This is a genomic window from Acidobacteriota bacterium (assembly GCA_003225175.1).
In the GTDB taxonomy this organism is placed as follows: Bacteria; Acidobacteriota; Terriglobia; order Terriglobales; family Acidobacteriaceae; genus Gp1-AA112.
This window is the reverse complement of sequence record QIBA01000036.1, coordinates 157,610-171,918: the sequence shown is the minus strand read 5'-3', so window position 1 is coordinate 171,918 and position 14,309 is coordinate 157,610. Positions and strand designations below refer to the sequence as shown.

Genomic DNA, 14,309 nt, shown 5'->3' with positions numbered 1-14,309 from the left:
AAGACGGTGGTAACCGGCGTCGAGATGTTCAAGAAGCAGCTGGATGAAGGTCTGGCTGGAGACAACGCTGGACTGCTGCTGCGCGGTATCGCGAAGGAAGACGTGGAGCGCGGCATGGTGCTGGCCAAGACAGGATCGATTACGCCGCATACCAAGTTTAAGGCCGAGATCTATGTGCTGACGAAGGAAGAAGGTGGACGTCATACGCCGTTCTTCAAAGGCTATCGTCCGCAGTTCTACTTCCGAACGACGGACGTGACGGGAGTCGCCGAGCTGCCGGCCGGCACAGAAATGGTCATGCCTGGAGACAACGTAGCGCTGACCATCGAGCTGATTACGCCAGTAGCTATGGAAAAGGGGTTGCGCTTCGCCATCCGCGAAGGTGGACGCACGGTAGGCGCGGGAACGATTAGCGAAATCCTGGCTTAGTCGGGAGGAAATTGTGGCAAGAGTTCTCAAGCAACAGAACTTCTCGGCGTTCGATCTTTCGAGGCTGCAGACAAATTTGTATGACATGAAGGTCGCCTGTGGCACCGACGAATACCTGGCGAGGTTTGTTGGTTGGGAGTCGCGGAAGGAAGATCAGGCCGAATTAGCTCTATTTGCCCTCCGGACCGATCAGGGTGAGGAGGTCCGGAAGCTGGTTTTCGAAGATGGCCGACGCATTGAGGATTCGCGGCGGCTCAAGATGTTGTTTGCGCTGATCTTCTCGTCCCGCGGATTTGATGTGCAGGAATTAATGCCAACTCCGCAAGAGTTGGAGAATGTGAAATAAGGATCATGAGAGAAATCATTACTCTGCAGTGCAGTGATTGTAAGAACCGTAACTATTCGACAACCAAAAACAAGAAGACGACAACGGGTCGCATCGAGATGAACAAGTTCTGCAAGTTCTGCCGCAAGCACACGTCGCATAAAGAGACGAAGTAGGCATTCGGCAGTCGGCGCTCAGTATTCGGCCAATGTGACAGAATGGTGTTACGCCGGACAGCCGAGAGCTGAAAGCCGAGAGCCGGTTTTGTAGGGGCGTAAGCTCAACGGTTAAACTGCCGGTCTCCAAAACCGGACTTGGGGGTTCGAATCCCTCCGCCCCTGCCAGAGATTTGTTGTAGCGCGAAGAAGGAAGCAGGTATCACGTGGGTAGTACGGAAATTAAGCGAGTGAAAGCCACAACGGTGGCGGACGACGACAATCTTGGCCAGCGGCTAAAGGCCTGGCCTGATCGCACCAAAGAGTTCCTCGACGACGTCCGCGCCGAGATGAAGAAGGTCAACTACCCCGGACGCAAGGAAGTTCAGGCGACGACCACAGTGGTCATTATTACTGTCTTCGTCTTTGCCGCTTATTTTGAAGTGGTCGATAAGGTGATCGAGTTCGGGCTGAGCCACCTGTTGAAGCTCGTCCGCTAGGAATAACGTAGAGGTGCGGGCCGGAGGATCGGCTGGAATTATGATGGCAGAAGAAACCAAGAGCGACGCAACGATGCAAGCGCCACCACCCGCTGAGGGCGTGCAGGCGTCTGAACAGCCCCGCAATCCCAACATGAAGTGGTACATCATCCACGCCTATTCCGGCTTTGAGCGCAAAGTGAAAGAGTCGCTCGAATCGCGCATTCAGGCGTTTGGATTGCAAGAGAAGATTGGCCGCGTGCTGATCCCTACTGAGGCTGTCACGGAAGTCCGAAACGGGAAGAAGTACACCAGTGAACGCATGTTCTATCCCGGCTATGTGCTGGTTGAGATGGACCTCACGGGATTCAGAGCTGGTGGCACGGGTGGCGAGGGTGATCACGTTTGGCAAGTCGTGAAGTCCACTCCGAAAGTTACAGGATTTGTTGGAACAGCGAACGATCCGACACCGCTCTCCGAAGAAGAAGTTAACCAGATCGTCTATCGAGTAAATATCGGAAAAGACAAACCCAGGCTAAAGGTCAAATTCGAGAAGAACGAATCAGTTCGTATTACCGATGGTCCATTTGCGAACTTCAATGGTGTCGTGGATGAGGTGAATGAGGATCGCGAGACGCTGAAGATCATGGTCACAATCTTCGGCCGTGCTACACCAGTAGAACTGGAGTTTGGACAGGTAGAGAAAGTGGCGTAGCAATCGGGTGATCGGGCCATCGGGTGCTCGGGTGAAGTAAGAAGCTTAACGCTTTTACTCATTCAATGACGCGATCACGCAATCCCGCGATATACGAGAATTAGTTCGAAATCCGGAAGAGTTGCATAACGAGAAATCCGAAGAAGCGAGAAATTGAACAATGGCACCGCCGAAAAAAGTACAAACACAAGTAAAACTCCAGATTGCCGCGGGCAAGGCTACTCCGGCTCCGCCCGTAGGCCCGGCGCTCGGTCAGGCGCAGATCAACATTATGGAGTTCTGCAAGCAGTTCAATGCAAAGACCAGCGGCAAGGACCAGGAAGGTCTGATCATCCCCGTAGTCATAACGGTTTACACGGACCGCTCATTTACGTTTATCACGAAGACACCGCCAGCTTCGGTGCTGCTGAAGCGAGCCGCGGCCGTGGCGAAGGGGTCGGGCTCTCCGAATAAAGACAAGGTTGGCAAGGTCACCGAGAAGCAAGTTTCCGATATCGCCAAGCAGAAGATGCCCGATCTAAACGCCGCAAGTCTTGACTCGGCAATCAAGACCATTAAGGGCACCGCCCGTTCCATGGGCATAGAAGTGGTAGCATAGAAGCTTGGTAGCTGCGCACGCGGCTACTCGTCGCAAACACTACGGTCATGCAGAACAGCGCATGTGCGGTGGGAGACAGGACAAATGAGAAAAGCAGGAAAGAACATCACTAAGGCCCGCGCGGCCGTCGAGTCCCGTCCTTACAAGCTCGACGAAGCAGTGCCTCTCCTCCAAAAGGTTAAATTCGCGAAGTTCGACGAGACTGTCGAAGTGACTCTCCGTCTGGGCGTCGATCCCAAGCACGCGGATCAGATGGTCCGTGGAACCGTCGTGCTCCCTCACGGACTCGGCAAGTCGAAGAAGGTGCTGGTCATTGCTACTGGCGAAAAGCAGCGCGAGGCCGAAGCCGCAGGTGCGGACATTGTCGGCGGCGAAGATATGGTCGAGAAGATCCAGAAAGAGAACTGGACTGACTTCGACGCGGTGATCGCGACTCCGGACACGATGAAGTCCGTCGGACGCCTGGGAAAAGTGCTCGGCCCGCGTGGCCTGATGCCTAATCCCAAAACGGGAACCGTCACGTTCGATGTTGCTGCTGCCGTAAAGGAAATCAAGGCTGGTAAAGTCGAGTTTCGCACGGATAAGACTGCGCTGATTCACGTTCCGGTGGGAAAGATCAGCTTTGAACCAAAGAAGCTGATCGAAAACGCCAGCACAGTGATATCGAGTGTGATTCGTGCAAAACCGGCTGCGGCGAAAGGGAAGTACATCAAAGGCGTGACGCTGTCCTCAACCATGGGCCCTGGAATCTCGATTGATTCCGCTCCCCTTGAGGCTGCCGCAAAGGCATAAGAATTTTGTGATTTGGTGATTTCGCGATTTTGCGATGGAAAATCACCAAATCGACCAATCGCAAAATCACCCCATCATCGAGTTCGATTGGGGGACTTAAGGATTTGAACGATGGCTGTTACAAGAGCGAAGAAGTCAGAACAAGTTGAGAAGCTGGCTGCCGACCTGAAGCAGGTCAACAGCATGATTGTCGGTACCTTTGGAAAGCTCACCGTGGCGCAGGATTTCGAGCTGCGTAAGACTGTGCGCATCGCCGGCGGCAGGTACCACGTCGTGAAGAACACGTTGGCACGTCGCGCTGCGCAAGGCACTGCCGTTGAAGAGGCCCTCAAGAGCGTGAAGGGTGTTACATCGATCGCCTACACGAGGGGTGATCCGGTGGCCTTGGCCAAGGCCCTCACGAAGTATGTGAGCGACAATCCGGAGTTCAGCTTTAAGCTGGGCGTCATTGAAGGCAAAGTGATCTCGATCAACGAGGTCAAAGCGCTCGCAAGCATGCCGGGCAAAGAGGAGCTTTACTCAAAGCTGCTCTTCCTCATCAGCGCTCCAGCTCAGCGTCTGGTCACGACATTGAGTGCCGTTGGTCGCGATCTGGCTGTCGTCGTGAATCAGGGCGTGATGGAAAACAAGTTTGCCGAATAACGGTTTCCCGCAATCGGGCGATCGGGCCGTCGGTGATCGGCTGAAGTAGCTTCGCCGGCCATTGCCTTTCGTGCAGAAATGAGAATTTCGCCATCGGATTCAGGAATGCTCAGTCTGGGGCATACCGGAAACCTGAATGCGGTTGGCAACTCCTCGGCGAGAGCCGACGAGCAGCAGTAACGGGAGACTAGTCGCGCGGTGCTCGGAGCGGTGTCGCTTCGCCCGATCACCCGATGACCCGATCATCCGATTTAAGGACAGTTTTAGGAATTCGAGGAGATTGAAAATGGCGGATATTCAAGCATTGGAAGATCAGATTGTTGGGTTGTCGCTGCTCGATGCGGCGGCGCTCGTTAAAAAACTGGAAGCTCGCCTCGGCGTATCGGCCGCGGCTGCTGCTCCAGTTATGGTAGCCGGTGGCGGTGCCGGAGCGGCCGCGGCTGCGGCGGCTCCCGAAGAGAAGACAGAATTCACCGTCGTTCTCACCGGTGTTGGCGCCAATAAAATCAATGTGATCAAGGCTGTACGCGAAGTCACCAGCCTGGGCCTGAAAGAGGCGAAGGACCTGGTTGACGGCGCCCCGAAGCCCATTAAGGAAGGCGTCAACAAGGAAGAAGCCGAGAACATCAAAAAGAAGTTCACGGAAGCTGGCGCTACAGTTGAAGTTAAGTAGGAATCGCACCGGATCGTCGCAAAACTGATGTCCCAGAGGCGCCTTGAATCGAAGGTGCAGGCTGGAGCATCAGTATTGCTAGACTCATTGGGCGAAGGCGATGAAAGTTCCGCCTTCGCCGCGTTTCCCCTCGATTTCTATCACAACTTAAGCACGTTTATGCCCACACTTGCCAAGCAGTGGGTAGTGTCAGCTATAATGTATTGATTCGAGGCGGAATTCGGATTTGATCAGAGGAGTGAGCAGCCCGGGCATAGGGTCCGCTGTCTCACGTTCCTCATTGGGATAGAGTTCGCGGGCGGCGAACTTCACACAGGCCTTAAGAACTGGCGCGGGAAACTGACAAAACACAATCTTTTTTGCGCTGCCATGGCGCCTGCGCAGAGCCCTGCTCTTGCGTAGGCGCTTTTCTGTCTGTTGTGCTGCTCCGCTCCTATATAGCTCAATTCCCCCGGTTTTCAAAATCATTTTTTTCTCGCCGGCGTTGAGGGGCGGGCCGGCAGAGAGAGTAAAGAAATTCGATGCATCTGACGCAAGCAGATTTGCCTGCGTCGATTCCCGCCCCGGCGACTGATACGAACATTCAAGGTGAGCTGACGCTCGCGGCAATCGCGTAGTGCCAGCCGAGTGACTGCGGAAACGCAGATCATTCAACAGCAGATCTAGGAGTCACATGCCGAATAATAACCACCCTGCCCGTCGCACTCGTCTTGACTTCAGCAAAATTCCAGCAACGATTCAGATTCCAAATCTGATCGAAGTTCAGAAGCGCTCCTATGACCGCTTTCTGCAAATGGACAAGCTGCCGAGCGAGCGCGACGACAGCGGACTTCAGTCCGTCTTCCAGTCCGTATTCCCGATCACGGACTTTCGCAACGTATCGCAGCTTGAATTCGTTGACTACGCTATTGGCAACTGGGAGTGCAAGTGCGGACACCTCAAAGGTCTCCACCACCTTCGCACCACCTGCCGCAATTGCGGAGCCACGGTTATTACCGACCCTTTTCATCCCGGCGAGGTTCTTTGCGGAAAGTGCGGCACCTACAACGCCAACACTCCCGATTTTTGCAACAAGTGCGGCGACCCGGTCGGCCTGCAGCTCAAGTACGACGTAAACGAGTGCGAGGAGCGCGGCATGACGTACTCTGCTCCTCTCAAAGTCACCATTCGCCTCACGATTTTCGATAAGGATGCTGAGACCGGGGCTAAGAGCATTCGCGATATCAAAGAGCAGGAAGTCTTCTTCGGTGACATTCCGCTGATGACCCAGAATGGCACGTTCATCATCAACGGCACTGAGCGCGTAATCGTCAGCCAGTTGCATCGTTCACCCGGCGTCTTCTTCGAGACCGCCAACAACCGCACTTACTTCCTGGGAAAGATCATTCCATATCGCGGTTCGTGGGTTGAATTCGAGTACGACCAGAAGAACACGCTCTACGTGCGCATTGACCGGAAACGCAAGTTCCTGGGCACGATCTTCCTGCGCGCCCTTGGTCTACGTTCGGATGAGGACATCCTTCGCACGTTCTACACCGTCGACAAGATCGCAGTCCGCGACAAGAAGATTTACTGGACACTGGAGCCGAACATTGAGCGTCCGACGAATCTGCTCGGCCTCAAGCTTGCCCACAGCATCAAGACCAAGGGCGGAGAAGAAGTCGCTCACTCCGGACGCAAGATTTCTTCCTCGGTTCTGAAGGAAATTCAGAAGGCGAAGATCACCGAGATCGAGATCGACAACACAGATCTCGAAGGCGCGTTCACCGCTGCCGACGTGGTGGACACCAGCAGTGGCGAAATTCTGCTCGAAGCCAATACTGAGCTGACTGCCGACAAGCTTTCGAAGATGATCGATGCCGGCATCACCGAGCTGCATCTATTCTTCCCCGAGCGCGATGACGTGGGCAATGTAATTTCAAACACACTCCGCCGCGATTCCGTGAAGACACCTCAGGAAGCGCTGATCGAGATCTACCGCAAACTGCGGCCCGGCGATCCGCCGACGCTCGACACGGCAACCTCGCTCTTCCATGGAATGTTCTTCGACGCCCGCAAGTACGACTTCTCGCGCGTGGGCCGTTTGAAATTCAACATCAAGCTGTACGAGAAGAACGATCAGACTTCGCTCGATCACCGCACACTTGAGCCTGAGGACTTCTACGCGACGATTCGCTACCTGCTGAAGCTGCGAAAGAGCATCGGTTTGGTGGATGACATCGATCACCTCGGCAATCGCCGGGTTCGGGCGGTTGGCGAATTGATGGAGAACCAGTTCCGAATTGGTCTGGTTCGAATGGAGCGCGCGATTAAGGAAAAGATGAGTGTCTACCAGGAGATGTCGACGGCCATGCCGCACGACCTGGTGAATGCGAAGCCGGTAATGGCTGCAATTCGCGAGTTCTTCGGATCGTCGCAGCTCTCTCAGTTCATGGATCAAACCAACCCGCTCTCCGAGATCACGCACAAGCGGCGTCTCTCGGCGCTTGGGCCGGGTGGCTTGTCGCGTGAACGTGCCGGCTTCGAGGTTCGCGACGTTCACCCCACGCACTACGGACGCATCTGCCCGATCGAGACGCCGGAAGGTCCGAACATCGGCCTAATCTCTTCACTTTCCTGCTACGCGCGCATTAACGACTATGGCTTCATCGAATCGCCCTACCGTCGCGTGAGGACCGCGCGCGTTCAGGACTTCGTTCAGGTTGTGAATAGCGGGGACAGCGAATATAGAGTAGGCGATCACGTTGAGCTGCATGAGCTGGAGAAGGTCAACGAGGAGTTGAAGGCGAAGAGAAAAAAGCCAGCGGATAACGAGCCGTTCTCCTTCTATCTGTCAGCCTGGGAAGAGGACCGTCACGTCATCGCGCAGGCCAACGTCGAACTCGACGACAAGGGCCGGCTCGTAAACGAGCTGGTCAACGCCCGTAAAGCCGGCAACTTCGTGCTGGTTCCACGCGATGAGGTTGATTACATCGACGTGAGTCCGAAGCAGCTTGTATCGGTGGCTGCCTCGCTGGTTCCATTCCTCGAGCACGATGACGCGAACCGGGCGCTGATGGGTGCGAACATGCAACGCCAGTCTGTGCCGCTGCTTCGCGCTGAAGCGCCGATCGTCGGAACTGGAATGGAAGGCGTCACGGCTCGTGATTCTGGAGCCGTGGTACTTGCCCGCCGTAACGGCATTGTGGATTCGGTCGACTCCGAGCGCATCATCGTGCGCGTCGAGGGTGAGCATCATCCCACGCAGTTGTCGCGTGAAGTTGGAAGCGACATTTATCAGCTCATCAAATTCAAGCGTTCAAACCAGAATACTTGCATTTCCCAGAAGCCGATCGTTGGTAAAGGCGATCGTGTGGTGAAGGGACAAGTGATCGCCGACGGTCCTTGCACCGACATGGGCGAGCTGGCGCTCGGACGAAACGTCCTGGTCGCCTTCATGCCATGGCGCGGTTACAACTTCGAAGACGCGATTCTGGTCTCCGAGAAGCTCGTGCGAGACGACTATTACACGTCGGTGCACATCGAGGAGTTCGAGATCGAAGCCCGCGACACAAAGCTCGGTCCCGAAGAAATCACGCGCGACATTCCGAACGTCTCGGAGTCGGCGCTGCGCGATCTCGACGAGAGCGGAGTGATCCGCATCGGCGCATCGGTGCACGCCGGGGACATTCTCGTGGGCAAGGTCACTCCCAAGGGTGAGACTCAGCTGACGCCGGAAGAGAAACTGTTGCGCGCGATCTTCGGCGAAAAGGCCGGAGACGTTCGCGATGCTTCGCTTACCTGCCCGCCGGGAATCGAAGGCACGGTTGTCGACGTGAAAATCTTCTCCCGCAAGGGACAGGAGAAGGACGAACGCGCGAAGGCAATCGAAGCCACGCAAATTGAGAAGCTGGAGAAGAATCTCGCGGACGAGATCCGAATTCTCACCGATGAGCGCCTCAAGCGTCTCGACAACATTCTTGGCAGCAAAGAAGTGCAGGCCGACCTGCACGACGAGCGCACGAACAAGCGCCTCCTGACCAAGGGTGCGATCCTCGACCGCGAAACCATTGAGCGTATTTCCACGCGCAACTTAAAGCGGATCAAGTACGACAACAAGGATCCGCGTGTAAACGAACAGATCGACGAGATCGAAGAGATGACCTCGCGCCAGATCGATGTTCTGCGCAAGATCGTCAACGAGAAGATCTCAAAGCTACAGAAGGGCGACGAACTTCCACCGGGCGTGATCAAGCTGGTGAAGGTTTACATCGCCATGAAGCGCAAGCTCTCGGTCGGCGACAAGATGGCCGGACGTCACGGCAACAAGGGCGTCATCGCGCGAATTCTGCCGGAAGAAGATATGCCCTATCTGCAGGATGGAACGCCGGTTGAGATCGTTCTCAATCCGCTCGGTGTGCCTTCCCGTATGAACGTTGGTCAGATTCTGGAGACGCACCTCGGCTGGGCCGGACACGACTTGGGCAAGCGCATCTCCAAGCTGCTCACGGAAAACTCGCGCGAAGAAACGCTGCGTCGCGAATTGCGGCAGATCTTCAAGGACACTCCGTACCTGAAGTCGATCGCTGACATCGACGATGAAACCCTGGTCTCGGTGGCTGAAGGGATGAAAAAGGGCGTGTTTTTCGGAACGCCGGTATTCGACGGCGCTACGGAAAAGGAAATCAAGTCGTTGCTCGATCAGTCTGGCCTGCCGACCTCCGGCAAGACCGAATTGTTCGACGGCATGACAGGTGACAAGTTCGAGCAGCCGGTAACAGTTGGCTACATTTACATGCTCAAACTGTCGCACCTGGTCGACGACAAGATTCACGCGCGCTCGATCGGTCCGTACTCGCTGATTACGCAACAACCACTTGGTGGTAAGGCGCAGTTCGGCGGACAGCGCTTTGGAGAAATGGAAGTCTGGGCGCTCGAAGCCTATGGCGCGGCTTACATCTTGCAGGAATTGCTCACGGCGAAGTCCGACGACGTCTATGGCCGAACGAAGATTTACGAGGCCATAGTCAAGGGCGAGGCCGCGATCGAACCCGGCGTGCCTGAGTCGTTCAACGTTTTGATTCGCGAATTGCAGTCGCTGTGCCTGGACGTGGAGCTGATCAAGGCGAAAGAGCGTCCGGCATTAGCGGCGGCAGCAGATTAACGGAGCGCCCGGGCGCCCTCGCCCGGCGCTCGGGAATGCAGTTTTAGGAAATACATACGGCATGCTCTGGCGTGCCACAACTCGGTTCTTCTGTCATTCTGAATTGGGAATGGCATAACGAAACGGAGGACACTTTGTACCGTTCGAGCCCGTTCGATCTCGGCAATAACATCACTGACTTCGACAGCATCCGGATCTCCCTGGCGTCGCCAGAGCGAATCCGGAGCTGGTCGCATGGCGAGGTCACCAAACCGGAAACCATTAACTACCGCACCTTCAAGCCGGAGCGCGATGGACTCTTCTGCGCCCGCATCTTCGGCCCCGTAACCGATTGGGAGTGTCTCTGCGGCAAGTACAAGCGCATGAAGCACCGCGGAGTCATCTGCGACAAGTGCGGCGTTGAAGTTACACTCTCCAAAGTCCGTCGCGAGCGTCTCGGCCACATCGAGCTTGCGTCGCCCTGCTCGCATGTTTGGTTCTTTAAGGGACTACCTTCGCGTATCGGCCACCTGCTAGATATCTCGCTGCGTGAACTCGAGTCGGTCCTCTACTTCGAGTCCTATGTAGTGCTCGATCCCGGCGATGCTCCCGTAAAGGAAGCCGAGGTCATCAAGGAAGAGACCAAGTTCCGCGAACTCGATCAGCAGTTCCGCGCTACCGGCTTCAAGGCAATGATGGGCGCTGAAGCGATTAAAGAGCTACTCAAGCGTGTGGAGATCGAGGAACTCTCGACCGAACTGCGCGAGAAGATGAAGCACGAGACTTCTCTTCAGAAGCGACTCAAGTATGCAAAGCGGTTGAAGGTGGTCGAGGCTTTCCGTAAATCGGGCAACAAGCCTCAATGGATGATCCTCGACGTGATCCCGGTCATTCCACCGGAGCTGCGTCCTCTGGTGCCGCTGGACGGCGGACGCTTTGCGACCTCCGATCTGAACGATCTGTATCGTCGCGTGATCAACCGCAACAACCGTCTGAAGAAGCTGATGGATCTCCACGCTCCCGAAGTGATTGTGCGCAACGAAAAGCGCATGCTCCAAGAAGCGGTGGATGCGCTATTCGACAACGGCCGTCGGGGCCGCGTGCTGCGCGGAGCTAACAATCGCCCACTGAAGTCGCTTTCAGACACGCTGAAGGGAAAGCAGGGACGCTTCCGCCAGAACCTGCTCGGAAAGCGCGTGGATTACTCGGGACGTTCGGTAATCGTGGTTGGTCCCGAATTGAAACTCCATCAGTGCGGCCTGCCGAAGAAGATGGCTCTCGAGCTGTTCAAGCCATTCATCTATCACCGTCTGGAGCAAACCGGACAGTGCACGACCATCAAGCAAGCAAAAGAAATGGTCGAGCAGCAGGAGCCGGCGGTATGGGACATCCTCGAAGAAGTGATTAAAGATCACCCGGTACTCTTGAACCGCGCACCAACGCTCCACCGTCTTGGTATTCAGGCCTTTGAGCCAGTGTTGGTGGAAGGAAAAGCCATCAAGATTCACCCGCTGGTGTGCACGGCGTTTAACGCTGATTTTGACGGAGATCAGATGGCGGTTCACATTCCGCTCTCTCCAGAAGCCCAGGTAGAAGCCAGTGTGTTGATGCTGGCGTCGCACAACATTCTGTCGCCTGCGTCAGGACAGCCGATCACCGTTCCCACTCAGGACATGGTGCTCGGTCTCTACTACCTGACCAAAGGCAGACCAGGAGCGAAGGGCGAAGGCCGCGCGTTCGCAACTGTCGAAGACGTGTTGCTTGCGCTTGAGGCCCAGCAAGTGGAGACGCTGAGCCCAATCCGTTTGCGCTACACCGGCGAGGTCATCGACCTTACCAATGCCTACGACGATCAGGACATCCTCCACACCGAACCAGCAAACTACGAACGCCAGTACCTGAACACGACGGTCGGACGGGTAATTCTCAACGATTCACTTCCCAAAGGCATGCCTTTCATTAACGGGCTGCTGAAGAAGAAGGGAGTCGGACAGCTTGTCAATTACGCGTACTTGCGCTTCGGTCTCGAGACGACGGTCAAGATGCTCGACGGTATCAAGCAGCTTGGCTTCAACTACGCCACGCGCGCTGGATTGTCGATCGGCATCGATGACATGGTCATTCCCGATGACAAGTACACGCTCGTCAAAGACGCCGAGAAGCGCGTGATCGACGTTCAGCAGCAGTACCTGGACGGAGCTATCACCAATGGCGAGCGCTATAACAAGGTCATCGAAATCTGGTCGGGCATTACGGAAAAAGTTGCCGACGAGATGTTCGACGTACTCAAGGAGCAGGACAAGGCTGGCGCGATCAATCCGATCTACGTTATGGCCGACTCCGGCGCTCGCGGATCGAAGCAGCAGATTCGTCAGCTCTCCGGTATGCGCGGACTGATGGCCAAGCCCTCGGGCGAGATCATCGAGACGCCAATTACCGCCAACTTCCGCGAAGGTCTGAACGTGCTGCAGTACTTCATCTCTACGCACGGTGCGCGTAAGGGTCTGGCCGATACGGCGCTCAAGACCGCCGACTCGGGCTACCTCACGCGTCGTCTGGTCGACGTGGCGCAGGACGTGATTGTCTCCGAGCAGGATTGCGGAACGCTCGACGGCATCTACGTCGGTTCCATTGTGGAATCAGGCGAGATCATCGAGCCCTTACGCGACCGCATCGTTGGCCGCGTGTCACTCGAGAAGATCAAGGACTACGAAGGAAACGTGATCGTCGACGTAAACGGTGAGATCACGGAAGATCTTGCGATTGCGATTCAGGCTGCAGGCATCGAGCGAGTCAAGATTCGCTCTGTGCTCACCTGCGAATCGAAGCGCGGAGTCTGCATCATGTGCTACGGACGTAACCTTGCCTCCGGCCGCATGGTCGAGCTTGGCGAGGCAGTGGGCGTGATCGCTGCGCAGTCGATCGGGGAGCCGGGAACGCAGCTCACGATGCGTACCTTCCACATCGGCGGTACGGCATCGCGAGTCTCGGAGCAGTCACGACTCGAAGCCAAAAACAACGGTTCGGTGCGCTTCATCAACCTCCAGACTGTGAAGTCGAAGTCCGGAGACCTGGTGGTCATGAACCGAGCTGGATCCATCGCGATCGTTGACGAGCGTGGCCGCGAAAAAGAGCGGTACTCGGTCGTGTACGGCGCGAAGCTCAAAGTCGGCGATGGCGATCATGTACAGCTCGGTCAGGTGCTGGTCGAATGGGATCCATACACCTTCGCGATCCTCACAGAAATCGGCGGCACGGTGCAGTTCAAGGACTTGCAGGAAGGGGTCACGCTGCACGAAGAAGTGGACGAGGTCACCGGACTCTCGCGTCACGTTGTGGGCGAGTCGCCGGACGAGAAGCGTCAGCCGGCGATCGTGATCAAGGGAGGCAAGAACACTCGGCGTTACCTCATGCCAAGCCGCGCGCACCTTATGGTGCAGGACGGCGATGAGGTCTATCCGGGCGACGTGCTGGCCAAGATCCCGCGTGAAACTACGAAGACCAAGGACATCACCGGCGGTCTGCCGCGTGTGGTCGAACTCTTCGAGGCCCGCAAGCCGCGCGAAACCGCCATTATCAGCGAAATTGATGGCGTGGTGAAGTTCGGCGAAGTGGCCAAAGGACAGCGCAAGATCTATGTCACTGCGGACAACGGAACCGAAAAAGAATACTCGGTTCCGCGTGGTGTCCACATCAACGTGCAGGAAGGCGAACGCATGAAGGCGGGCGAACCGCTCATGGACGGTCCGCTCAACCCGCACGATATCCTCGCGGTGCTCGGCGAGAAGGAATTGCAGGGCTACCTGGTGAACGAGATCCAGGAGGTCTATCGGCTGCAGGGCGTGAACATCTCTGACAAGCACATCGAGACAATTGTTCGCCAGATGATGCGCTGGGTGAAAGTCGAGGATGTGGGAGACACGTCGTTTCTGCTCGAACAGCAGACCGACAAATTCCGCTTCCGGGAAGAGAACGAGCGCGTAATCGCCAACGGCGGCCGCCCGGCAACGGGACGCCCGCTGCTGCTCGGCATCACCAAGGCTTCGCTCTCGACGGAGTCGTTCATCTCGGCGGCTTCGTTCCAGGAGACCACGCGCGTGCTCACCGAAGCGTCCATTCAGGGCGCGGTTGATCACCTGCGCGGACTCAAGGAGAACGTCATCGTGGGACGCCTCATTCCAGCCGGTACCGGCATGGAGTACTACCGCAACGTGCGCCTCTCGCCAGAACTCGAGCAGGCCGCTGCCAAGGTACAAGAGGAAGTCTCGCAAGCCTACGCCGAAGCCGAGCGCGCATTGGAGATCATGCGCCAGGAAGGTGAAACGGAAGAACTGGCTGCAGAGTAGCCGCTGGCTGCTTGCTGCTGGCTAATGACGAAA

Annotated in this window: 12 protein-coding genes and 1 tRNA gene; 12 read left to right on the top strand and 1 reads right to left on the bottom strand. The window is 56.3% G+C overall.

Features of this window, described 5'->3' with window-relative positions; genetic code table 11:
• From tuf to DMG62_07245, 10 genes are all read left to right on the top strand, one after another.
• On the top strand, positions 1-429 hold a 429-nt coding region (tuf, locus tag DMG62_07290), incomplete at its 5' end, for an elongation factor Tu (protein PYY23785.1).
• A 13-nt stretch (positions 430-442) separates the two neighbouring features.
• Positions 443-775: a hypothetical protein gene (locus DMG62_07285; protein PYY23769.1), complete on the top strand. Its 333-nt coding sequence runs from the start codon at positions 443-445 to the stop codon at positions 773-775.
• Between the two features lie 5 nt (positions 776-780).
• Complete coding sequence (gene rpmG / locus DMG62_07280; protein PYY23768.1) at positions 781-930, top strand: 50S ribosomal protein L33; 150 nt, start codon at positions 781-783, stop codon at positions 928-930.
• Between the two features lie 92 nt (positions 931-1,022).
• A tRNA-Trp gene (locus DMG62_07275) sits at positions 1,023-1,098 on the top strand.
• A gap of 62 nt (positions 1,099-1,160) precedes the next feature.
• A complete protein-coding gene (locus DMG62_07270; protein PYY23767.1) occupies positions 1,161-1,409 on the top strand; it encodes a preprotein translocase subunit SecE in 249 nt (82 codons plus the stop codon).
• A 73-nt stretch (positions 1,410-1,482) separates the two neighbouring features.
• On the top strand, positions 1,483-2,103 hold the full coding sequence (locus tag DMG62_07265) for a transcription termination/antitermination factor NusG (protein ID PYY23784.1): 621 nt from the start codon (positions 1,483-1,485) through the stop codon (positions 2,101-2,103).
• A 160-nt stretch (positions 2,104-2,263) separates the two neighbouring features.
• On the top strand, positions 2,264-2,701 hold the full coding sequence (rplK, locus tag DMG62_07260) for a 50S ribosomal protein L11 (protein PYY23766.1): 438 nt from the start codon (positions 2,264-2,266) through the stop codon (positions 2,699-2,701).
• Between the two features lie 84 nt (positions 2,702-2,785).
• A complete protein-coding gene (locus tag DMG62_07255; GenBank protein ID PYY23765.1) occupies positions 2,786-3,493 on the top strand; it encodes a 50S ribosomal protein L1 in 708 nt (235 codons plus the stop codon).
• A gap of 111 nt (positions 3,494-3,604) precedes the next feature.
• Positions 3,605-4,135: a 50S ribosomal protein L10 gene (gene rplJ / locus DMG62_07250; GenBank protein ID PYY23764.1), complete on the top strand. Its 531-nt coding sequence runs from the start codon at positions 3,605-3,607 to the stop codon at positions 4,133-4,135.
• Between the two features lie 286 nt (positions 4,136-4,421).
• Positions 4,422-4,808, top strand: a complete 387-nt coding sequence (locus tag DMG62_07245) for a 50S ribosomal protein L7/L12 (protein PYY23763.1) — start codon at positions 4,422-4,424, stop codon at positions 4,806-4,808.
• A 189-nt stretch (positions 4,809-4,997) separates the two neighbouring features.
• On the opposite strand, the gene DMG62_07240 is transcribed toward DMG62_07245, so the two are convergent.
• Positions 4,998-5,276: a hypothetical protein gene (locus DMG62_07240; protein PYY23762.1), complete on the bottom strand. Its 279-nt coding sequence runs from the start codon at positions 5,274-5,276 to the stop codon at positions 4,998-5,000.
• Positions 5,277-5,481: 205 nt separating this feature from the next.
• Here DMG62_07240 and rpoB point away from each other — a divergent pair, with 205 nt between their 5' ends.
• The gene (gene rpoB, locus DMG62_07235; GenBank protein PYY23761.1) at positions 5,482-9,951 is read left to right on the top strand and encodes a DNA-directed RNA polymerase subunit beta; all 4,470 of its coding nucleotides are present in this window, start codon (positions 5,482-5,484) and stop codon (positions 9,949-9,951) included.
• Positions 9,952-10,085: 134 nt separating this feature from the next.
• Positions 10,086-14,276: a DNA-directed RNA polymerase subunit beta' gene (rpoC, locus tag DMG62_07230; GenBank protein PYY23783.1), complete on the top strand. Its 4,191-nt coding sequence runs from the start codon at positions 10,086-10,088 to the stop codon at positions 14,274-14,276.
• Positions 14,277-14,309: the final 33 nt, after the last annotated feature.